General features: G+C 62.3%; 16 protein-coding genes. 15 read left to right on the top strand and 1 reads right to left on the bottom strand.

Going from position 1 to position 20,916, the window contains the following annotated elements; translation table 11 throughout:
* Positions 1-43 precede the first annotated feature (43 nt).
* The 15 genes from WN982_RS14345 (at position 44) to WN982_RS14275 (ending at position 20,217) form a co-directional block, all read left to right on the top strand.
* The gene (locus WN982_RS14345; RefSeq protein WP_341312639.1) at positions 44-949 is read left to right on the top strand and encodes a MotA/TolQ/ExbB proton channel family protein; all 906 of its coding nucleotides are present in this window, start codon (positions 44-46) and stop codon (positions 947-949) included.
* 12 nt (positions 950-961) lie between these two features.
* A complete protein-coding gene (locus WN982_RS14340; protein WP_341312638.1) occupies positions 962-1,384 on the top strand; it encodes a biopolymer transporter ExbD in 423 nt (140 codons plus the stop codon).
* A gap of 107 nt (positions 1,385-1,491) precedes the next feature.
* Positions 1,492-1,923, top strand: coding sequence for a biopolymer transporter ExbD (locus WN982_RS14335; RefSeq protein ID WP_341312637.1), 432 nt, complete (start codon positions 1,492-1,494; stop codon positions 1,921-1,923).
* Between the two features lie 9 nt (positions 1,924-1,932).
* Entirely contained in the window at positions 1,933-3,138 is a 1,206-nt protein-coding gene (locus WN982_RS14330) for a tetratricopeptide repeat protein (protein ID WP_341312636.1), read from the top strand.
* 303 nt (positions 3,139-3,441) lie between these two features.
* Positions 3,442-4,017, top strand: coding sequence for a cupin domain-containing protein (locus tag WN982_RS14325; RefSeq protein ID WP_341312635.1), 576 nt, complete (start codon positions 3,442-3,444; stop codon positions 4,015-4,017).
* Between the two features lie 375 nt (positions 4,018-4,392).
* Positions 4,393-7,131 carry a TonB-dependent receptor gene (locus WN982_RS14320; RefSeq protein WP_341312634.1) on the top strand — a complete coding sequence of 913 codons (2,739 nt, stop codon included), beginning with the start codon at positions 4,393-4,395 and terminating at the stop codon, positions 7,129-7,131.
* 230 nt (positions 7,132-7,361) lie between these two features.
* Complete coding sequence (locus WN982_RS14315) at positions 7,362-9,266, top strand: extracellular solute-binding protein (RefSeq protein ID WP_341312633.1); 1,905 nt, start codon at positions 7,362-7,364, stop codon at positions 9,264-9,266.
* A gap of 8 nt (positions 9,267-9,274) precedes the next feature.
* Positions 9,275-10,327, top strand: coding sequence for an ABC transporter permease subunit (locus tag WN982_RS14310; protein ID WP_341312632.1), 1,053 nt, complete (start codon positions 9,275-9,277; stop codon positions 10,325-10,327).
* A complete protein-coding gene (locus tag WN982_RS14305) occupies positions 10,281-11,396 on the top strand; it encodes an ABC transporter permease (RefSeq protein ID WP_341312631.1) in 1,116 nt (371 codons plus the stop codon). Before WN982_RS14310 ends, WN982_RS14305 begins: the two co-directional genes overlap by 47 nt.
* A complete protein-coding gene (locus WN982_RS14300) occupies positions 11,393-13,018 on the top strand; it encodes a dipeptide ABC transporter ATP-binding protein (protein WP_341312630.1) in 1,626 nt (541 codons plus the stop codon). The genes WN982_RS14305 and WN982_RS14300 overlap by 4 nt, the downstream gene beginning before the upstream one ends.
* Positions 13,019-13,043: 25 nt before the next feature.
* Positions 13,044-14,480: a TldD/PmbA family protein gene (locus WN982_RS14295; RefSeq protein WP_341312629.1), complete on the top strand. Its 1,437-nt coding sequence runs from the start codon at positions 13,044-13,046 to the stop codon at positions 14,478-14,480.
* The gene (locus WN982_RS14290) at positions 14,480-15,841 is read left to right on the top strand and encodes a metallopeptidase TldD-related protein (protein WP_341312628.1); all 1,362 of its coding nucleotides are present in this window, start codon (positions 14,480-14,482) and stop codon (positions 15,839-15,841) included. Before WN982_RS14295 ends, WN982_RS14290 begins: the two co-directional genes overlap by 1 nt.
* Before the next feature lie 4 nt (positions 15,842-15,845).
* Positions 15,846-16,451, top strand: a complete 606-nt coding sequence (locus tag WN982_RS14285) for a GNAT family N-acetyltransferase (RefSeq protein ID WP_341312627.1) — start codon at positions 15,846-15,848, stop codon at positions 16,449-16,451.
* A 4-nt stretch (positions 16,452-16,455) separates the two neighbouring features.
* Positions 16,456-17,004 carry a GNAT family N-acetyltransferase gene (locus WN982_RS14280; protein WP_341312626.1) on the top strand — a complete coding sequence of 183 codons (549 nt, stop codon included), beginning with the start codon at positions 16,456-16,458 and terminating at the stop codon, positions 17,002-17,004.
* A gap of 12 nt (positions 17,005-17,016) precedes the next feature.
* Positions 17,017-20,217, top strand: coding sequence for a multidrug efflux RND transporter permease subunit (locus WN982_RS14275; protein WP_341312625.1), 3,201 nt, complete (start codon positions 17,017-17,019; stop codon positions 20,215-20,217).
* Between the two features lie 128 nt (positions 20,218-20,345).
* On the opposite strand, the gene WN982_RS14270 is transcribed toward WN982_RS14275, so the two are convergent.
* Positions 20,346-20,882: a hypothetical protein gene (locus WN982_RS14270; RefSeq protein ID WP_341312624.1), complete on the bottom strand. Its 537-nt coding sequence runs from the start codon at positions 20,880-20,882 to the stop codon at positions 20,346-20,348.
* Positions 20,883-20,916 lie beyond the last annotated feature (34 nt).

Here is a 20,916-nt window from a genome sequence, read left to right as displayed (position 1 = left end):
TCAGTCTTAGTTTAGAAGTTGTACTAATGAACTTGGAGCAGGCATGAAGAAGCGTACTCTCGCCGCATTGGCGGCAAGCATGTTGATCGCCGTAACCACGGTGGATACCTTTGTTGCACCGCAAATGGCCCATGCGCAAGCTAGCGACGCTACCGCGTCGGCAGTTGCCCCGGCCGCCGCTGCGCCGCAAACGGCCGGCTCGGCCGCGGACGAAGCGGTGCCGCCGCCGGCGCCGGCCACGTCCGAAACCGTCAATAACCCGTACGGGCTCGGCGCACTCTGGAAGAACGGTGACTTCGTTGCACGCTTCGTGCTGATTCTGCTGGTGCTCATGTCGATGGGCAGCTGGTACATCATGATCACCAAGTTCTTCGAGCAGTTCCGCGCGAACCGCCGTGCGAAGAGCGCCGACGAGCAATTGTGGACCGCGCCGTCGCTGAGCGAAGGCGCGAAGCGGCTCGACGAATCGTCGCCGTTCCGCTTCATCGCGGAAACGGCCATCGAAGCAGGCGAACATCATGACGAAGCGTTGCTCGAAGCCGTCGACCGCAATACGTGGATCGATACCTCGGTCGAGCGCGCGATCACCAACGTGTCGAATCGTCTGCAAGACGGTCTGGCTTTCCTCGGCACGGTCGGCTCGACAGCTCCGTTCGTTGGTCTGTTCGGTACGGTCTGGGGGATTTATCACGCGCTGACGGCAATCGGTATCGCCGGCCAGGCCTCGATCGACAAGGTCGCGGGTCCGGTGGGCGAGGCGCTGATCATGACCGCGATCGGTCTTGCCGTGGCAGTGCCGGCCGTGCTCGGCTATAACTTCCTGGTTCGCCGCAACAAGTCGGTGATGGAGCGTGTTCGGGCCTTCGGCGCGCAACTGCACACCGTATTGCTCGCAGGCAGCCGGCGCCCGGCACGCGCCGCCGCTCGCGAAGCATCGCTGGCCCAATAAGCGGAGTCCGTCATGGCTATGAGCGTTGGGCAGGAAGATAACGACGAGGTCATCTCCAGTATCAATACCACGCCGCTCGTCGATGTGATGCTGGTCCTGTTGATCATCTTTCTGATCACGATTCCGGTGGTGACGCATACGGTGCCGGTGCAACTGCCGAAGGAGACGATCCAGCCGCTGCAAACGACGCCCAAAAGTATCGTCATTGCGGTCAATCGCGACGGCGATTTCTTCTGGAACGAGAAGCAGGTCGATGCGCCTACGCTGCTGGCACGCCTGAAAACCGCGTCGGTCATGACGCCGCAACCGGAGGTGCACGTTCGCGGTGACCAGAGCGCCCGTTATGAATTCATCGGCCGGGTCATTACCGCGTGCGAGCGCGCCGGTATCGCCAAGGTTTCATTTATCACTGAGCCGCCCGCGCGCGGCGGCTAGCTTTGCATGGGACCAGAGTAAGTGCTTTGCATGGGACCAGAGTAAGCGCTAAAGCGCCAACTCTGGCCGACAGCTAAAGCGCTAACTCTGGTCGACAGGAGACGATTATGGGGATGAACGTATCTTCGGGCGGTGGCAGTGCTGAACCGGATGTGATGGTCGATATCAACACCACGCCGCTGATCGACGTAATGCTGGTGTTGCTGATCATGTTGATCATCACGATTCCGATCCAGACGCATGCCATCAAGATGAACTTGCCGGTCGGCAATCCGCCGCCGCCGATCACGCAGCCGGAAGTGGTGCAAATCGATATCGATTTCGACGGCACCACGACCTGGAATGGCCAGCCTGTGCCGAATCGGGCGGCGCTCGAATCCAGGCTGGCCCAGGTGGCGGCCGAACCGGTCCAGGCGGAAATCCATCTGCGGCCTAACAAGCTGGTGCCGTACAAAGACGTCGCGGAGGTGATGGCGTCCGCGCAACGACTGGGCGCGACGAAAATCGGCCTGATCGGCAACGAGCAGTACATGCAATAGGGAAGTGGAATGCTAACGATCCATCAACGGTTCAAGCGCGCCGTCATTGCGGCCGCTGTCGGAGGGCTGTCTGCGCTCGTCGTGCTGCCGGTCGCGTCTCATGCCGCGGACACCTTGCGGCCGGATGTGGCGAAGCCGCTGAACGCCGCGCAGGATTTGTATCGCGCGCACAAGTACAAGGATGCGTTGACGAAGATCGATCAGGCGGATGCCGTGGCGGGCAAAACGCCCTATGAAAGCTACATGGTCCAGGAGATGCGCGGCGCTGCTGCTGCGGCAGCCGGCGAATCCGGCGTAGCTGCTCAAGCCTACGAAACCTTGCTGGGTTCCGGACGCTTGAGCGGCGCTGACGAGCAGCGCACCACCGCGGCGCTCGCAGGCATCTACTTCCAGCAGAAAAACTACGCACAGGCAGCGAAGGTCGCGCAGCGCTATCTGAAATCGGGCGGCAGCGATCCCGACATGCGGACTTTGCTTGTGCAGTCCTACTACCTGGCAAATGATTGCGGCAATGTCGTGAGCCTGCTTAAGCCGAGCGTCGATGCGCAAGTGCGTGCCGGTCACGCACCCGACGAATCGCAGCTGCAATTGCTCGGCACTTGCGCGCAACGCGTGAAAGATGACGCGACCTACCGCAGCACGCTCGAAAAGCTGGTCGCCTATCATCCGAAGCAGTCTTACTGGGACGATCTGTTCACTGCGATCCGCAGCAAGCCCGGCTATTCGTCGGCGCTCGATATCGACACGTATCGGCTGCGCCGTGCGATCGGCTCGCTCACCACCGCCGACGACTACATGGAGATGACCCAGCTCGCGATCGTGGCGGGTACCACGGCTGAAGGCAAACAGGTCATCGATCAGGGCTTTACGTCAGGCGTTCTGGGTCACGATGCGCAGTCGGATCGCGAGAAGCGGTTGCAGGCGCTCGCCGCGAAACGGGCGCACGCACCTGTCGATCCCGCGAACCCCGTCGCACCTGTCGACGTCGGCTTCAACCAGGTCTTCGCCGGTCAGACCAAGCAAGGTCTCATGGCAATGGACGCAGCGATCGCGAAGGGTGGAGTCGATCACCCGGACCAGGCGCAACTGCATCTCGGCGAGGCGTACTACATCGCAGGCGAAAAAGCGCGTGCAGTGCAAACCTTCCGCGCGGTGAAGGGCACCGACGGTTCGGCCGACCTCGCCCGTTTGTGGGTGCTGGTTGCGTCGAAGTAACGGCAGCCTGTTCCTGATATGTCGCATCCGGCGAAGTGCATCCAGGGTATCCGGACATTGAACCGGGAGGCGCATGTTCGCCGTATGGAGCGGCGGCCGTCGCCAATGACCGGGCCTGGTTGCGTGCGCAACCATCGGCCGGTTTGCGGCAAGTGTGAAAGCCTCCCGGACATCGCATTGATTGAGTCACTCATGGCGATAACCAACCAGGCATATCGAGCGAGTTTTAGGGAGGACGTTGCACTCAATGAAACATAGTTTGGTTTTATCAAACTAATTTTGACTACGGGATTCTGTCTTGCTATGGTTTTGCCACTCGATAACAAGGCACAGGTCGCAGTTTCTATAGGAAGCAAAATCCGCGCGCTTCGCCAACGGCTCAAGCGCACGCTGGACGAGGTGGCAACAACTGCGGGAATTTCCAAGCCCTTTTTGTCGCAGGTAGAACGGGGGCACGCAACGCCTTCGATTACATCGCTAGTCGGCATTGCTCGAGCTTTAGGTGTCACGGTGCAGTACTTCGTCGACACGCCGACCGAAGACAAGTCGGTGCGTAGAGGGAATGAGCTGAAGTATTTCGGATTTGACGGGACCGCGAATCTTTTTGGACGGCTGACGAATCTGTCGGTCGGCAGCAAGCTGGAAGTCATTCTCGTCAGGATGCCGGTGGGGCAAAATCCGTCGGAAGTCACGACGCATGCAGGGGAAGAGTTTTTGTATGTGATGAGCGGCCAGATATCGCTCACGTTAGAAGGTACAACGTTCGTATTGCAGGCAGGTGACACTGCGCATTACGAGTCCACCGTGCCTCACGCCTGGGCCAATACGGCCCGCGAAGAAGCGGTGGTCGTGTGGGTGGGCACGCCAAGATTGTTTTAGGTGTCTTTGCTCCGTGCTTTCGTTGAAAGCAGTCTCTCGGTGTTTGTAAGCATTGCTTAAGGTTCGATTGCGGGTTGATCGGGTGAGAGGACGTTGTTCGCTCCATCACTCGTGGTATTGGAAGTGAAAACAATTAGAAAGCGCTGCGCATTTCGTTTGTAATAAATAAGTAGTCCGATATTGAGTTATTTGAAGTGTCCTGTCTGTGTGGATGCATTTGCAATTCCGGCATTGCGTGGCCGGGTTGTGAGGCAGAAAGGTGCGGGGCGACTTTAACGGAGCGCGGCGCAAGATCGCCGTATATCGAGTGGAGAGGTTCACAAGACCTCTCTTCACACACAGCTGTGGCCTTACTGACGAGCGAGAAGGGGAAAAATGAAACAAAGGGCATTGGCGCTGGCCATCAAAAGAATAATCTGGGCTGAACTGGCGTTGTCGGCCGCAATCGCCGTACCGGCGTTTGCGCAAAGCCAGCCGGCCACGACAGGAACCGCGGCGGGCGCGACGACAACGGAAAGCACGCCGGCAGCGGCAGCGGCTCCCGCATCGGGCGCCGCTGCAACGCCGTCCGCGGACAACAACACCGCGACGCCGTCTGGCAAAGGCGTCCAGCAACTGAAGAAGTTCGAAGTGACCGGTTCACTGATTCGCAGCTCCGACAAGGTCGGCTTCAATCAGGTGCAGACGGTTACGCAGAAAGACATTGTGAATAGCGGCGCCACGACCGTCGCCGATTTTCTGCGCACGACCTCGGCCAACTCGGCGAATAGCTGGAGCGAAGGTCAGTCCGGCAACTTTGCCGCGGGCGCCGCGGGTATCGCCCTGCGCGGCCTCAGCGAAAAATACACGCTTGTGTTGGTGGATGGACAGCGCGTTGCGCCGTTCGCGTTCTTCTCGAACAGCGTCGACTCCTTCTTCGACCTGAACACGCTGCCGTTGAACTCCATCGACCGCATCGAAATCGTGAAGACCGGCGCCGTGTCGCAGTACGGTTCGGACGCCATTGCGGGTGTGGTCAACATCATTACGAAGCACAACTTCCAGGGGTTGCAACTCGATGGCAGCTACGGCAGCGCCATCAACGGTGGCGGTGGCGCCGGCACGACCAAATTCGGCGTGCTCGGCGGCTTCGGCGATCTCAACTCCGATCGCTTCAACGTTACGGCCGCCGCGAGCTACTACAAGTCAAATGGCTTCACGCTCGCGGACCGCGACTCGACGCGCAATCAGGATTTCACCAACCAGCCGGGCGGTCTCTCGTTGCTCGCGCCGTCGTACTGGAGCATGCCCGGCGGCGGCGTGCAGGCGTTGAGCAACTGTCCGTTCGGCGGTTCGGTGCGTCCTGCAGCCACCAATTCGCTGACTGCGGGATCGGCGGGCACGGTTTGCGGCTTCAACACCGCGGAAGGCATGTCCATCGCGCCGATGACCGAGCGTCTGAACGCGAAGCTTCACGCCGACTTCAAGATCAACGATAAGACGACCGCGTTCGGGGACTTCCTGATCAGCAGCAACACGACCACCACCAACGACGGTCTGTGGAACAACGTTGTCGGCAATCCGCAGGTCCCCGCACTTGTGTGGAATCCGCAGACGAAGCTGCTTTCCCCGTTCAACACGGTGGTGCCGGCGAGCAACCCGTACAACCCGTTCGGCGTTGCCACGCCGCTCACGTATGCGTTCCCGAACACGGTAGCGGAAAAGACGTATGCCACGTACTGGCGCGCGTCCACGGGCATCAAGGGCTCGTTCGACCTGCCGAACGGCGAATGGGATTGGGCGACGTCGATCAGCCACTCGCAAAGCACGGTCGCTAACACCTACACGAACCAGCTGAACCCCACCGTACTGACCGACATTTACCAGAACGGCACGCTGAATTTCGCGAATCCGTCGGCGACACCGAACGCGTTCAACGGGCTGTACATGGACGCGAACAACCTGGGTATCTCGAAGCTCGATACCGTTGACGCGACGCTGTCGACGCCGGAACTCTTCCATCTGCCGGCGGGCGACGTGGGTCTCGGCTTCGGTGCGCAGTTCACGCACCAGAGCGAAGTACTCACGCCGGGTGCGGAATTCCAGCAAGGCCTGGTCACCAATCCGAATCTCCAGACGGTGAACGGCCAGCGCAACGTGGCGGCCGTGTATTACCAGATTGACATTCCGATTGTGCGTAACCTGACGTTCAGCCAGTCGGGTCGTTACGACCACTACAGCGATGTCGGCGGTGCGTTCTCGCCGCGCTTCGCGCTGCGCTATCAGCCGGTTCAGGCGCTCACGATGTACACCTCGTACAATCGCGGCTTCCGTGCGCCGACGTTCGTTGAAGACAGCAAGTCGCAAACGATGGGTATCCAGGTGGACCCGAACACCGGCCAGAACTACACCTCGATCACGGAGGGTAATCCGAAACTGGCGGCGGAGCGCACGCGTAACTTCAACATCGGCTTCCAGCTGTCGCCGACCCGTACGACCGATGTCGGCTTCGACTGGTACAAGATTCGCGTCGATAACGTGATCGGCCAGGGCTCGCCTTCGCAGGTGGTCACCGACCCGGCAACGGGCGCCCTCCTGTACAAGGTCATTCCGTACCAGAACCTCGGCTACCTCGACACGAACGGTTTCGAAGGCACGTTCCGCCAGGCGCTACCGACGAAGGTCGGTACGTTTACCCTGTCGGGTGACTGGGCTTACGTGGACAGCTTCAAGATCGGCTTCCCGGGTAGATCGCCGGTGAACGGTGCAGGTAACAACTTCACCATCACGCAGCCGTTCGGCGGCAGCTTCCCGCGCTGGAGAGGCAACACTACCCTGGACTGGACGTACCACAAGTTCGACGCAGCGTTGACGTGGCAGTTCACGGGGCCGTACGCGCAGAATCTGGTGCCGGCGCCGACCAGAGTGGGATCGTACAGCCAGTTCAACCTGATGATGACGTACACGGGCTTCAAGAACTGGACGATCTTCGGCGGCATCGACAACATCTTCAACCGGACGCCGCCGTACGATCCGATCTTTGCGAATGGTACGTTGGATCAGAACGGCTACGACCAATCGCTGTATACGTACATTGGCCGCTTCGCCCAGATCGGCGCAACGTACAAGTTCTGATGTCCAGTTACTGAGCGTGGTACGTGAGTCGCTCCGGCTTTTCGGATGGATTGCCGGAGCGATCTTTTTTACCGGTGGCGCGCGGCATCGAGCGTCGCCGGCTACCGCTGGCAACAGGCGCGGTTCAATATGTTGATGTGACCGCGCGAGGCTTACGCGCCGTCATCCCGTCGATTCGACGAATCGTGCGCCGGTCACGAGCGGGTGCACGTCCTCACGCATAACTGAAGATGAGACATGTGAAGTTCCGGTTATCGCGCGTCCTACCGGTCGTGGCGACGGCGTTGTGCGCATTTGGCGCTGTCTCGATGTCCGCGCAGGCGAAGCCGTCGATCTCACAGTACGACCAGCCGAAATATCCCGCCAATTTCACGCATTTCGACTACGCGAATCCCGACGCGCCGGCTAACGGTACGCTGAACTTCGAAAACTACAACGAACTGCAGACTTACGATTCGCTGAATCCGTTTCTGGTGCGCGGCGCGCCCGCGCCGGACATTCAGAATCTGATGTTCGACACGCTGATGCAGCGCAGCTGGGACGAACTGGCGTCCGAATACCCGCTGATTGCGGAGGATGTCGAGGTTGCCCCCGACCTGAGTTCAGCGACGTTCCATATCAATCCCGCCGCACGCTTTTCGAACGGCGATCCGATTACCGCCGCCGACGTCAAATATTCGTTCGATACGCTGACGAGCCCGCAGGCTTCGCCGCTCTTCAACGCGCAATTCGCCGTGATCAAAAGCGCGACGGTGATCGATCAAGGTACCGTTCGTTTCGACTTCAAGCGGCCCGAACGCGCCGCGCCGCTGATCGTCGGCGACTTGCCGGTCTTCTCGCCGAAGTGGGGCCGGCAGCCTGACGGCAAGCGCCCGCCGTTCGATCAGATTGCCGCCGTGCCGCCGATCAGCAGCGGCCCGTATCTGATCGATGAACGCAAGAACGACAAGCAGATTTCCTATCGCCGCAACCCTGACTACTGGGCGTCGAATCTGCCGTCGCGACGCGGCATGTTCCGCTTCCAGCGCATCACCTTCAAGCTGTACCGTGACCACTACACGCAACTCGAAGCCTTCAAGGCGGGCGATGGGGACGTCATGGTGGAATACAGCGCGACGCAGTGGGCGCGCAAGTATGTAGGCAAGAATTTCGACAACGGACTGCTGAAGAAGGGTGAGTTCGCCGACGGTCCCGCGCAGATGCAGGGCATGTTGATGAATCTGCGCAAGCCGATGTTCCAGGACCCGCGCGTGCGCCACGCGCTCACGCTGGCATTCGACTACGACTGGATGAACCGGATGATGTTCTATGGCCAATACCGGCGCACCAGCAGTTATTTCGAGGCGAGTCCGTTCGGCGCAACCGGCATGCCCGGCCCCAGGGAACTGGCGTTGCTCGAACCGTTGCGCGCCAGTGTGCCGCCCGAAGTATTCGGTCCGATGCTCAAGCAACCCACTACGATTGCACCGGATTCTCTGCGCGGCAATCTGCGCGTCGCCCGCGATCTGCTGGCGCAGGCTGGATGGCGCTATCGCGACGGCGCATTGCGCGACGCGAACGGCACGCCGATGACGATCGAGATCATGGACGATCAGCCAGGCATGGATCGTCTGATCCTGCCGTATATGCAGGCGCTCGGCATGCTCGGCATCCAGGCTCATATGCGCGAAATCGACAGTGCGTTGTACGAGAAGCGCCTGAACAATTTCGAGTACGACATGACAACTTTTATCTATCCGCCGGTGACGATTCCGGGCGCCGAACTGACGCGCCGCTTCGGCAGTGCTGCCGCGTCCGAAGTCGGCTCCGAGAACTATCCGGGTATTCGATCGAAGGCGGTCGACTCGCTGATTCGCTCCGCGCTCCTGGCCACCAATCTCGACGATCTGGAGGCGGCGACCCGTGCGCTCGACCGCGTCCTGATCTACTCGTTCTATCTGGTGCCGGAGTACTACGCGCCGGGCGCGCGCATCGGCTATAAGACGACGCTGGCGTTTCCGAAGATCGTGCCCGCGTCCTACCTGTACGAAGACTGGGTCATCGATTACTGGTACGCAAAAGCGCCGCGCACACAAGCGACTCAAGCCACCCAGGCGGCGCAGTCCGTTGTCTCAACCACGGCTACGGCCCACTGAGGACCAGCATGCTTGCCTACATTCTCAGACGTTTGCTGTTAATGGTGCCGACGCTGCTCGGCGTGGTCACGCTGACCTTTGTCGTCACGCAGTTCGTGCCGGGTGGGCCGGTCGAACAGGTGATGACGCAACTCCGCCACGGCACTGGCCGTGGCGGAGAGGCGGGGGCGGGCGCGGGCGGCTATCACGGCAGCCAGGGCGTCGATCCTCTGCAGATCGAACAGATCAAGAAGCAGTTCGGCTTCGACAAGCCACCGCTCGAACGCTATCTGCTGATGCTCAAGCACTATGCGACGTTCGATCTCGGACAGTCGTACTTCCAGCATGAAAGCGTGTGGGAGGTGATCCGCTCGAAGCTGCCGGTGTCGATCACGCTCGGCATATGGACGGTGCTGCTCACGTATCTGATATCGGTACCGTTGGGCATTGCGAAAGCGGTGCGCAACGGCTCGCGCTTCGATACGGTGACGAGCGTGCTGGTGCTGGCCGGCTACGCGATTCCCGGCTTCGTGCTCGGCGTGCTGCTGCTGATGCTGTTCGGCGGCGGCACCTTCTGGCAGGTGTTTCCAATGCGCGGTCTCACGTCGGATAACTTCGGCGAGCTGAGCACCTTCGGCAAGTTACTCGATTATCTGTGGCACATCGTGCTGCCGGTGACGGCCTCGGTGGTCGGCAACTTCGCGATCGTCACGATTCTCACCAAGAACACGTTCCTCGAAGAGATCGGCCGTCAATATGTGTTGACCGCGCGCGCCAAGGGCGCGCCGGAGCGCGACGTGCTGTGGAAGCACGTGCTGCGCAATGCCGCAATTCCATTGTTGACGGGTCTGCCCGCCGCGTTTGTCGGCGCGTTCCTGAACGGCAACCTGCTAATCGAAACGCTGTTCTCGCTCGACGGCATGGGACAACTTTCGTACGACTCGGTGATTCGCCGGGATTATCCGGTCGTGCTCGGTTCGCTCTTTCTGTTCACGCTGATCGGCCTCGTAACCAAACTCATCGCTGACGTCTGCTATGTCCTTGTCGACCCCCGCATCCAATTCAACCGCCTGGACCGCTGACGCGGCGGGCGTGGCGTACGCGGCGTCGCCGTCGCCATGGCGGCGCACATGGTTGCGCTTCAAACAGCAGCGTCTCGGTTACTGGAGCCTCGTGATCTTCGTATCGCTGTTCGTCATCAGCCTGCTCGGCGAGGTGCTGTCCAACGATCGCCCGTTGGTGGTCCGATACGAAGGCCACTATTACTTCCCGATCGTGAAGGACTACTCGGAGACCTTGTTCGGCGGTGATTTTCCGGCCCGCGCGAACTACCTGGACCCGTATATCCGCTCGCGGCTCGAATCGAACGGCAACTTCGCGATCTATCCGCCGAATCATTTCCACTACGACACGATCGACTACTTCGCCGCGCATCCGTATCCGGCACCGCCGACGACGGCCAACTGGCTCGGCACCGATCAATACGGCCGCGACGTGCTCGCACGGCTCCTGTACGGTTCCCGGCTTTCGGTGCTGATGGCGCTCGCGCTGACCGTGTCCGGCGTGTTGGTCGGCGTGTTGACAGGCGCGGTGCAGGGCTTTTATGGCGGACGCACCGATCTGATCGGGCAACGGCTCATCGAAATATGGAGTTCGATGCCGGACCTGTATCTGCTGATCATCTTCGCGTCGATTTTCGAGCCGACCTTGTGGCTGCTGTTTATCCTGCTGTCGATGTTCGGCTGGCTCGTGCTGTCCGACTACGTGCGCGCCGAATTCCTGCGTAACCGTTCGCTCGATTACGTCAAGGCTGCGCGCACGATGGGCCTGTCGAACTGGCAGATCATGTGGCGCCACGTGCTGCCCAATAGCCTGACGCCGGTGATTACGTTCCTGCCGTTTCGCATGAGCGCGGCGATTCTGTCGCTGACGAGTCTCGACTTTCTCGGCCTGGGCGTGCCGCCACCGACGCCGAGCCTCGGCGAATTGCTTCAGCAAGGCAAGAACAACCTCGACGCCTGGTGGATTTCGATTTCTGCGTTTGCCGCGCTGGTGATCACGCTGCTGCTGTTGACCTTCATGGGCGATGCGCTGCGCAATGCGCTCGATACACGCTCGCGCGGTTCGGCTTTCGGCGGAGGTCCGCGATGAGCGACGCCAGGCTGAACCAACCCTTACTGGAAATCGACCGCTTTTCCGTGCGTTTCGGCGACAAGACCGCGGTGCATGAACTCAACCTCTCGATCGCGCGCGGCGAACGGGTCGCGCTGGTCGGCGAATCGGGCTCGGGCAAGAGCGTCACCGCGTTGTCGATCTTGCAGCTGGTCGAGCATGCGGAGCTGAGCGGGCGCATCCTGCTCGACGGCGAAGACCTGCTGCAAAAAACAGAACAGCAGATGCGCGGAATTCGCGGCGCGGATGTCGCGATGGTGTTTCAGGAGCCGATGACCGCTCTCAATCCGCTCTTCACGATCGGCAAGCAGATCGCCGAGAGTTTGCGCCTGCATGAAGGCTTGCGGCCGAACGCGGCACGCGAGCGCGGCATCGAATTGCTTAGGCGCACCGGCATTCCCGAGCCGGAGTGGCGCATCGACAGCTTTCCGCATCAACTGTCCGGCGGCCAGCGGCAGCGCGCGATGATCGCGATGGCGCTCGCGTGCCGCCCTCGTTTGCTGCTCGCCGACGAACCCACTACCGCGCTCGACGTCACCGTGCGTCAGCAAATCGTCGATCTGCTGATCGCGTTGCAGGAGCAGGAAGCGGCCGAACGCGGGATGGCCGTGCTGCTGATCACGCACGACCTGAATCTGGTCAAGCGCTTCGCGCAGCGCGTCGCGGTGATGGAGAAGGGTGTGCTGGTCGAAACCAATACGACCGAAGCCTTGTTCGCCGATCCGCAGCATCCGTATACGAAGCGCCTGCTCGACAGCGAGCCGCAACGCGCGGTCGAGCCGATCGAAGCCGGCGCGCGGCGGCTGCTCGAAGTGCAAGGCCTCGCGGTCGATTACCGCACGTCCGCGAAGGGCTGGCGTTCGATGTTCAGGCGCGCCACGTTTCGCGCGGTACAGGAGGTCGATTTGAGCTTGCGGCGCGGCGAGACGCTCGGGATCGTCGGCGAATCGGGTTCGGGCAAATCGACGCTGGCGGCCACCGTGCTAGGTTTGCAGCAACCGGCCGCGGGCCATATTCACATCGACGGCTTGCCGTTGTCGACGCTGAAGACCGCCACCTCGCGCCGTGCGCTGTATGCGCGGATGCAGGTCGTGTTCCAGGACCCGTTCGGTTCGCTGTCGCAGCGGATGACGGTGGAGCAGATCATCGGCGAGGGCCTCGCCATGCATCGGCCGGAAGTGGATGCGAAGGCGCGGCGCGCGCGGGTGGGCGGCCTGCTCGAAGAGGTCGGCATGCCCGCCGATGCGATGCTGCGCTATCCGCACGAGTTTTCCGGCGGACAGCGCCAGCGCATTGCGATTGCGCGCGCGCTGGCGGTCGAGCCTGAGTTGCTGGTGCTCGACGAGCCGACCAGCGCACTCGACGTGTCGATCCAGAAGCAGGTGCTGAATCTGCTGACAAATCTGCAGAAAAAGTACAAGCTTAGCTTTTTGTTCATCACGCACGATCTGGCGGTGATGCGAGCCATGGCGCATCGCGTGATCGTGATGAAGTCGGGACGCATCGTGGAAGCCGGCGACACACTCGACGTGTTGCATGCGCCGTCGCATCCTTATACCCGGGCGCTGCTGGCGTCGTCGCTGGTCCTGCCGCCGGGCTGAACAGAGATTCATACGGGAACCTCGAATGATTGACGAACGTTGGGCGCAAGCCGCCCGCACGCTTACGAGCCGCGCGGCGTTCTGGTCGCTGCGCATCGTCGATGAACAGATCGACGACCACGAAATCCGCAATGACATCGCGCAGCCGCTGCGCACGGTGCGCGATCGCGGCGCGATGCTGATCGCATGGGTGGGCGCGGGAGCGGGCTATGCGGCCACGGCGAATCTGTCCGCCGCCGGCTTGCAGGCGGCGCTCGATATAGCGACGGCGCGCGCGGAAGCGAGCGCAGTGCTGTCTTTGATCGACCATCGCGAGGTGGTGCGTCCGGCTGTCAGCGGTTGTTATGTGTCACCGAATGCGCAGCACGCGTTGCCGAGCCGGGCCGAATGGCTTGACCGATTGGGCGCGGAATGCGCGAGCGCGAATCTCGATACACGTATTGTCGAACGTGTGGCGGGCGTGCAGATCACGCATGCCGATCAGCTCTACATCACCGGCGACCGCGTACGGATCGACCAGCAGTTCCGCTTTGTGATGCCGCAATTGAGCGTGGCCGCGCACGCGAACGGCGACACCCAGGTGCGCACGCTCGGCGGCAACTACGGCACGCTCGGGCAGGGCGGCATTGAAATCCTGGCGCGCTTCGGCTTCGAAGGCGCGGGTGTGCGGGTCGCCAACGAAGCATTGCAGCTGCTGGCCGCGCCGAATTGCCCTTCAGGCAGGCGCGATCTGTTGCTGATGCCCGATCAGATGATGCTGCAGATTCACGAATCGATCGGCCATCCGCTCGAGCTTGACCGTATTCTCGGCGACGAGCGCAACTTCGCGGGCTGGAGCTTCGTGAAGCAGGAGATGTTCGGCTCATACCGCTACGGTTCCGAACTGCTGAACGTCACCTTCGACCCGGAGCTGCGCGAGGAAGCCGCCGCTTACGCGTTCGACGACGACGGCACAGAAGCGCACAAACAGTATCTGATTCGCGACGGCGTGCTCGAACGGCCGCTGGGCGGCGCGCTTTCACAGCAGCGCGCGCACATGCCCGGCGTCGCCAATTCGCGTGCGTCGAACTGGAACCGGCCGCCGATCGACCGGATGGCGAATCTGAACATCGAGCCCGGCCATAGCTCGCTGGACGAGATGATCGGCAACATCGAACACGGCATTCTGATGCGCACCAACACCTCGTGGTCGATCGACGACCATCGCAACAAATTCCAGTTCGGCTGCGAGTTCGGCCAGCTGATCGAAAACGGCAAGCTCACGCAGGTGGTGAAGCAGCCGAATTATCGCGGCATCTCGGCGAATTTCTGGCGCAGTCTGAGCGCGGTGGGCAATGCGGGCACGCGCGAGGTGTACGGCACCTCGATGTGCGGCAAGGGCGAACCGGCGCAGATCATTCGCGTCGGTCATGCATCGCCTGCATGCGTGTTCAGCAACGTCGACGTGTTCGGAGGCGCCTGATGAGCCAATTCATGTCCTCGCGGGCCGGTGCATCGCTCGACTGGCAGCAGCATTTCACGTCGTTGGCCGATGCGATCGAGCGCTTGCAACAAGGTGGCGAAGCCACGCTGAGTTCGTTTGCGGGCGAGCAGTCCGACTTTATTCGCTTCAACGCGGGCAAGGTGCGGCAGATCGGCAGCGTGTCGCAAGGCAAGCTGACCTTGCGGTTGATCGACGGCGCACGTCAGGCCTATTCGACGCTGACCGTATGCGGCGACCTGCAACAGGATCTCGGCGAAGTGAGCGCGGCGCTCGCCACCTTGCGCGATGGCTTGCGCGATGCGGCGGACGATCCACATCTGTTGTTCGATACGTCGCAATGGCAGCGGGCCACGCAGCGTTCCGGCAAGCTGCCGGACCCGCAGGGCTTGTTGCGCACTGTCGCCGAATGCGCGCAGGGGCTGGATTTCGTCGGCTTTTACGCGGGCGGCACGATCGTGCGCGGCTTCGCGTCCACCAGCGGCAGCCGCGGCTGGTACGAAGTCGACAACTTCAATTTCAGCTGGTCGCTGTACGACCCGAGCGGCCGGGCGATCAAAACGACCTATGCCGGCGACGACTGGAGCGATGCCACCTTCGCGCGCAAAGTCGAGCAGGCGGCGGCACGCCTCGCCGTGCTCGCGCGTATGCCGCGCGCGTTGGCGCCGGGGCGTTATCGCTCGTATCTGGCGCCCGCGGCGCTTGCTGAATTGCTCGGCGTGACCGCATGGAGCGGATTCTCCGCGCGGGCGCAAGCGAGCTCGCGCAGCGAGTTGTACAAACTGCACACCGGCGAAGTCGCGCTCGATCCGCGTGTGAGCTTGAGCGAAGACCTGAACCTCGGCATCACGCCGGGCTTCAACGACGACGGCTATCTGCGCGAAAGCGTGCCGCTGATCCAGGCGGGGCGAAGCGCCGAGCGCTTGACCAATGCCCGCAGCGCACGCGAGTACGGTTTGACGCCCAACGGCGCGCTGGCGAACGAGTCGCCGGCGACGCTTTCGATGGAAGGCGGCGATCTGGCGGAAGAGGACGTGCTGGCGAAGCTCGATACCGGCCTCTACATCGGCAATCTCTGGTACGTGAATTTCTCGGACCGGATGAATTGCCGCCTGACCGGCATGACGCGCTTCGCGACTTTTTGGGTCGAGCAGGGGCAGATCGTCGCGCCGCTCGAGGCGATGCGTTTCGACGACAGCTTGTACCGCTTGCTCGGTGGCGAGCTCGAACAGCTCGGCGCGCAACCCGAGTTGCTGCTGAGCGACTCCACGTGGGGAGAGCGCGCAACCGGCGGTATGCAATTACCCGGCATTCTGGCGAGATCTTTTGAATTGACGTTATGAGCCTATGGATCAACACATAAAAACAAAATCCAAACCTGAGAGCTTGCCCGAGGGTCTGACGCTGCGCGCATTGCGCGCGGCCGACGCCGAGCCATTCCACGCGATGCAGCAACTGCCGGTCGTGGTGAATGGCAATCCGCACCCGCCGTTTCAGTCGTTTGCCAGCACGCGCGAATACATCGAAAAGCTCGAACCCAGCGAGATCGTGATCGCGGCGACGATCGGCGACACGCTGGTCGGTGAAGCGGAACTGACGCCTTCGAAGGGGCGCCGCTCGCATGCCGGCTCGCTCGGCATCTGCGTGCACGACGCATGGCATCGGCGCGGCATCGGCAATGCGCTGATGACCGAACTGCTCGATGTGGCCGACAACTGGCTCGGCCTGCGCCGTGTCGAGTTGCACGTGTTCGCCGATAACCACACGGCGCTCGCGTTGTACCGCAAGTTCGGCTTCGAGGTCGAAGCGCGGCAACGCGGCGCGGTGTTGCGCGGCGGCGTGCTGATCGATTGCTTCTTCATGGCGCGGCTGCGCGAGGCGGCGCCGTTCATGTCGACGCCGTCAACTGCAGCGCAGTTATCACTGTCGACACCGAACATTGCCGCGGAATAAGACCATGAACGATCAAACCTTGCACAGCGACCCGGCAGTGGAGAGCCGCATCACGATCAAGGCGCTTGAACAGTCCGATATGGCGTCGTTCGCCGAGATCATGAGCCTGCCCGGCGTGCGGCGCGGCACGCTGTCAGTCGGTTATCGCAACGCCGAAAAAATCGCCGCGTGGCACGAACGGCACCTCAAAGGCAGTGTAAGCGTGTGCGCATGGCTGGAAGGTCGCATGGTGGGGCACGCCGGGCTTACGGTATTTCGGCCGTGCCGTGCGCATAGCGCCGAGTTAGGATTGGCCGTGCACGACGCGTATCATGGGCGCGGTGTCGGCACGGCGCTCCTGCGCGCGTTGACCGAAACCGCGGATGCGTCGCTCGGTTTGCGCCGCCTCGAACTGCAGGTGTTCACGGACAACACACCGGCGATCGCGCTATACCGCAAGTTCGGCTTCGTCGAAGAAGGCGTGTCGCGCGGCTACGCGATGCGCGACGGCATACTGGCCGATGCGCTGCATATGGCCCGTCTCGCCGACGCACCGAGCTTCCTCGCCATCTGAACGGATTTTTGCGTGCCATTTTTTTTCATCGACCGCCCAGTCTTCGCATGGATCGTCGCGCTCGCCATTGTCGTGGCGGGCGCGCTTGCTATTCCGCAACTGCCGGTTGCGCAGTATCCGCGCCTCGCGCCGCCGCGCGTGGTCATCAGCGCCACCTATCCAGGCGCGTCGACTGAAGTAGTGGACGCGAACGTCGGCAGCATCATCGAGGAGAGTCTCGATGGTGCCGACAACATGCTGTACTACGAAACCACCAGCGATAACCTCGGCGAACTCGAGATCGACGTGACGTTCGCGCCCGGCACCAATCCCGATCTCGCGATGGTCGACGTTCAGAACCGCCTGAAGCAGATCGAGTCGCGCCTGCCGCAGCAGGTCGTGCAGCAGGGCATCAGCGTGTTCAAGGCGGCCAACACATTCCTGATGCTGGTCGCGCTTACGTCCACCGACGGTACGCGCGATTCCGTGCAATTGAGCGACTATCTGAGCCGCTACGTGATGCGCGAACTGAAGCGCGCGCCCGGCGTGGGCTCCGCCCAGTTGTGGGACGCCGACGAAGCACTGCGCATCTGGCTCGACCCGATGAAGTTGCGCGAGTACGGCCTGGGCGCCGCCGAAGTGAACGCCGCGATCGCCGCGCAAAACGCCACGGTGACGGCGGGCACGCTGGGCGACGCGCCGTTCGTCGCGGGGCAGCAATTGAACGCCTCGGTGAGCGTGAAGGGTCAACTGATCTCGCCCGCCGAGTTCGGCCAGATCGTGCTGAAGGCGCGGCCCGACGGCTCGGCGGTGCGCTTGCGCGACGTCGCGCGTGTCGAGCTCGGCCGCGACAATTATTCGTACTGGTCGCGCCTGAACGGCAAAGCGGCGGCTACCGTCGGCATTCAGCTCGGCCCGCGCGGCAATGCGCTTGAAACGTCCACTGCGATCCGCGCGCGGCTCGCCGAACTGTCGAAACGTTTGCCGCCTGGCGTCGCTATCGAAATCCCCTTCGACAACGCGCATTTCGTGCAGATCGCGATTCACGAAGTGCTCGTGACGCTGTTCGAAGCCGTAGTGCTGGTGTTCTTCGTGATGTGGCTGTTCCTGCGCGATCTGCGCTACACGCTGGTGCCGACCGTGGTGATTCCGGTCACGCTGATGGGCGCATTTCTCGCGATGTATGTGTGCGGTCTGTCGATCAACGTGTTCACGATGTTCGGCCTAGTGCTGGCGATTGGCATTCTCGTCGACGATGCGATCGTGGTGGTCGAGAGCGTGCATCGCGTGATGGAAGACGAGGGCTTGCCGCCGCGCGAGGCCACGCGCCGCGCCATGTCGCAGATCGGCGGCGCGATCATCGGCGTGACCGCGGTGTTGACGGCGGTGTTCGTGCCGATGGCGTTCTTTCCTGGCGGCGTCGGCGGTATTTATCGGCAGTTCGCGGTAGCGATGATCGCGTCGATGCTGGTGTCGTCGTTCATGGCGCTGTCGTTGACGCCCGCGTTGTGCGCGAATCTGCTGAAGGCGCACAAGCAGACGGTTCATCAGCGCGACGCGCGCCGCGGCCTGCGCGGTTTTGCGGCGCGAGCGGCGAGCCGTTTCACATCCGGTTTCGATCGCGCCGCGAGCGGTTATCGCGGACTCACAGCACGCACCCTGCGCCGCGTCGGACCGATGCTGGCGATCTATGCGGTGCTGGTCGGCGTGTGCGGCGTGCTGTACTGGCAAATGCCCGGCGGCTTTCTACCGAGCGAAGACGAAGGCCAGTTGCAGGTGACGGTCCAGTTGCCTGCTGGCGCGACCCAGGCGCGCACGCTGGCGGTGGTCGAGCGCATGGAAAAAATTCTGCATGCCGAGCCGGCGATTTCGAATATCACCAGCGTGATCGGCTGGACCTTTACCGGCAGCGGTCAGAATGTGGCGATGGCCTTCGTCGAACTGAAGGACTGGGACAAGCGCGACACTGGCGCGCTGGCGTTGCGCGATAAGCTCAACGAGCAGTTCGACAAGATTATCGACGGCGATGTGCAAGCGCAATTGCCGCCTTCGGTGCCGGGTCTTGGGCATTCAGACGGTTTCGTGTTCCGGCTCGAAGATCGCGGCGGGATCGGCGTGGACGCGCTGAAGGCGGCGCGCGAGCAGCTGTTCGCGCAGGCCAAGGCGAGTCCGGTGCTGACCTCGATACACTCCGAAGATTTGCCGGACGCGCCGCGCGTCGAGCTCGATATCGACCGTGCCAAGGCGTACGCGCTCGGCGTGCCGTTCGAGCGCATTGCCGAGGTGCTGGGCAGCACGTTCGGCTCGACCTACATCGACGATTTTCCGGCCGGCGGCCGCATGCGCCGCGTGATGATCGCCGCCGACGCCGCCGCACGCATGACCGACGACGATCTGATGGCGCTCGCGGTGCCCAACGCAACGGGCGGGATGGTGCCGCTCTCGGCGATCGCGACGCGCCACTGGACCATCGGTCCGGTGATGCTGAGCCGCTACAACGGTTATCCGTCGCTCGACGTCAGCGGCCGCGCGGCGCCGGGTCATAGTTCCGGTGCGGCGATGGCCGAGATGGAACGGCTCGCGGCGACGCTGCCGGAGGGCATCGGCTATGACTGGGTCGACGCGGCGCGCGAAGAAACCGCGGCGGCGCGGCTCACGCCATTGCTGATCGGTTTGTCGCTGCTGGCGGTGTTCATGGCGCTCGCCGCGCTCTACGAAAGCTGGACAATTCCACTTTCGGTACTGATGGTGGTGCCGCTCGGCGTGGTCGGCGCGGTGGCCGCGGTGCTGCTGCGCGGCATGCCGAACGACGTCTATTTCAAGGTCGGCATGATTACCGTGATTGGTCTCGCGGCGAAGAACGCGATTCTGATCGTGCAGTTCGCCCGCGATCTGCATCAGCGCGGCTTGCCGTTGACGCGCGCGGTGACCGAGGCCGCCGCCGCGCGCTTCCGGCCGATCGTGATGACCTCGGCGGCGTTTTTGCTGGGCGTCGTGCCGCTGGTGGTGTCGAGCGGCGCGGGCGCTGAAAGTCGCCGCTCGATCGGCACCGGCGTGTTCGGCGGGGTGCTGGCTGCAACGCTGTTCGGGCTCGTGTTCGCACCCCTCGCGTTCCATGCGGTCGCGTCGCTCACGCATGGCAGGCGGCGGCTTGCGGAGCTCAATCGCAGGCGCGGCGAGCGGCGTGAGCGCCGCACGGCGAGCGACACCGGCCGCTTGACGAATGGCCGGTGACGGCGCGCAAGCCGAGCCCGTGCGGCCGCGGCGCTGAACGTAACATTCAACCCGCCGGCTGGTTGGCCGCTTTCGCGGGCGCTTCGGTCAGGAAAATGCCGCTGCAAAAAAGGCAAAAAACCGCAATCTCATTGTGTCAGGGCCGCATCCGCCGGCCCCACCATAGCGAGTCCACAAAACCAGTCGCCGCCGTGCGGCTCATATCGCCAGTGGGCATTCTGCTTGATCACAGTGGAGCACTGCTCATTCACCACGATACCTGGATTCGCAGCCGTGCATTGAAGCACCACGGTCTCGGCTTGCTGCGGCGGAAGCGGTTCAGCCGGAACACCCGTCGTCCCGCTTTGCATGCTTTCGATCAACCGTCGCAGTTCGTCGATCCGCGTGGCATACCACGCCCCCAGACACGCCGCATCGCGGCAATTCGCTTCCCGCCAGGCCCACTTGCTGTCGCTATCGTTAAGAAAGGCTCGCCGGTTCACGACTCGCCGGCGCGCTTTCCAGTACAACTGACCCAGTGCGTCGTCGAGTTTCGATAGTGCGGGATCGGAGCAGATCATCTTTTCGGTAAACGAGCGCCCCTTGTTGCAATCGAAGCTGGTGGCGTGCGCAGGCAGATACGTCAACATCAAAGCAGCAGTGAGAATTGGGCGGATGATTTTCATTGCGGTCCCGGCGGTGCAAGGGTTTTTCATGCAA

The sequence above is a fragment of the Paraburkholderia sp. IMGN_8 genome (genome assembly GCF_038050405.1).
Taxonomy (GTDB): Bacteria; Pseudomonadota; Gammaproteobacteria; order Burkholderiales; family Burkholderiaceae; genus Paraburkholderia.
This window is presented reverse-complemented; position numbering and strand designations above follow the sequence as displayed.

What these genes read in the sequence shown, in the direction of transcription:
- WN982_RS14270 (WP_341312624.1), bottom strand. Translation starts at nt 20,882, where the DNA reads ATGAAAATCATCCGCCCAATTCTCACTGCTGCTTTGATGTTGACGTAT.
- WN982_RS14325 (WP_341312635.1), top strand. Translation starts at nt 3,442, where the DNA reads ATGGTTTTGCCACTCGATAACAAGGCACAGGTCGCAGTTTCTATAGGA.
- WN982_RS14295 (WP_341312629.1), top strand. Translation starts at nt 13,044, where the DNA reads ATGATTGACGAACGTTGGGCGCAAGCCGCCCGCACGCTTACGAGCCGC.
- WN982_RS14345 (WP_341312639.1), top strand. Translation starts at nt 44, where the DNA reads ATGAAGAAGCGTACTCTCGCCGCATTGGCGGCAAGCATGTTGATCGCC.
- WN982_RS14320 (WP_341312634.1), top strand. Translation starts at nt 4,393, where the DNA reads ATGAAACAAAGGGCATTGGCGCTGGCCATCAAAAGAATAATCTGGGCT.
- WN982_RS14290 (WP_341312628.1), top strand. Translation starts at nt 14,480, where the DNA reads ATGAGCCAATTCATGTCCTCGCGGGCCGGTGCATCGCTCGACTGGCAG.
- WN982_RS14305 (WP_341312631.1), top strand. Translation starts at nt 10,281, where the DNA reads ATGTCCTTGTCGACCCCCGCATCCAATTCAACCGCCTGGACCGCTGAC.
- WN982_RS14330 (WP_341312636.1), top strand. Translation starts at nt 1,933, where the DNA reads ATGCTAACGATCCATCAACGGTTCAAGCGCGCCGTCATTGCGGCCGCT.
- WN982_RS14300 (WP_341312630.1), top strand. Translation starts at nt 11,393, where the DNA reads ATGAGCGACGCCAGGCTGAACCAACCCTTACTGGAAATCGACCGCTTT.
- WN982_RS14310 (WP_341312632.1), top strand. Translation starts at nt 9,275, where the DNA reads ATGCTTGCCTACATTCTCAGACGTTTGCTGTTAATGGTGCCGACGCTG.
- WN982_RS14335 (WP_341312637.1), top strand. Translation starts at nt 1,492, where the DNA reads ATGGGGATGAACGTATCTTCGGGCGGTGGCAGTGCTGAACCGGATGTG.
- WN982_RS14280 (WP_341312626.1), top strand. Translation starts at nt 16,456, where the DNA reads ATGAACGATCAAACCTTGCACAGCGACCCGGCAGTGGAGAGCCGCATC.
- WN982_RS14315 (WP_341312633.1), top strand. Translation starts at nt 7,362, where the DNA reads ATGAGACATGTGAAGTTCCGGTTATCGCGCGTCCTACCGGTCGTGGCG.
- WN982_RS14285 (WP_341312627.1), top strand. Translation starts at nt 15,846, where the DNA reads ATGGATCAACACATAAAAACAAAATCCAAACCTGAGAGCTTGCCCGAG.
- WN982_RS14340 (WP_341312638.1), top strand. Translation starts at nt 962, where the DNA reads ATGGCTATGAGCGTTGGGCAGGAAGATAACGACGAGGTCATCTCCAGT.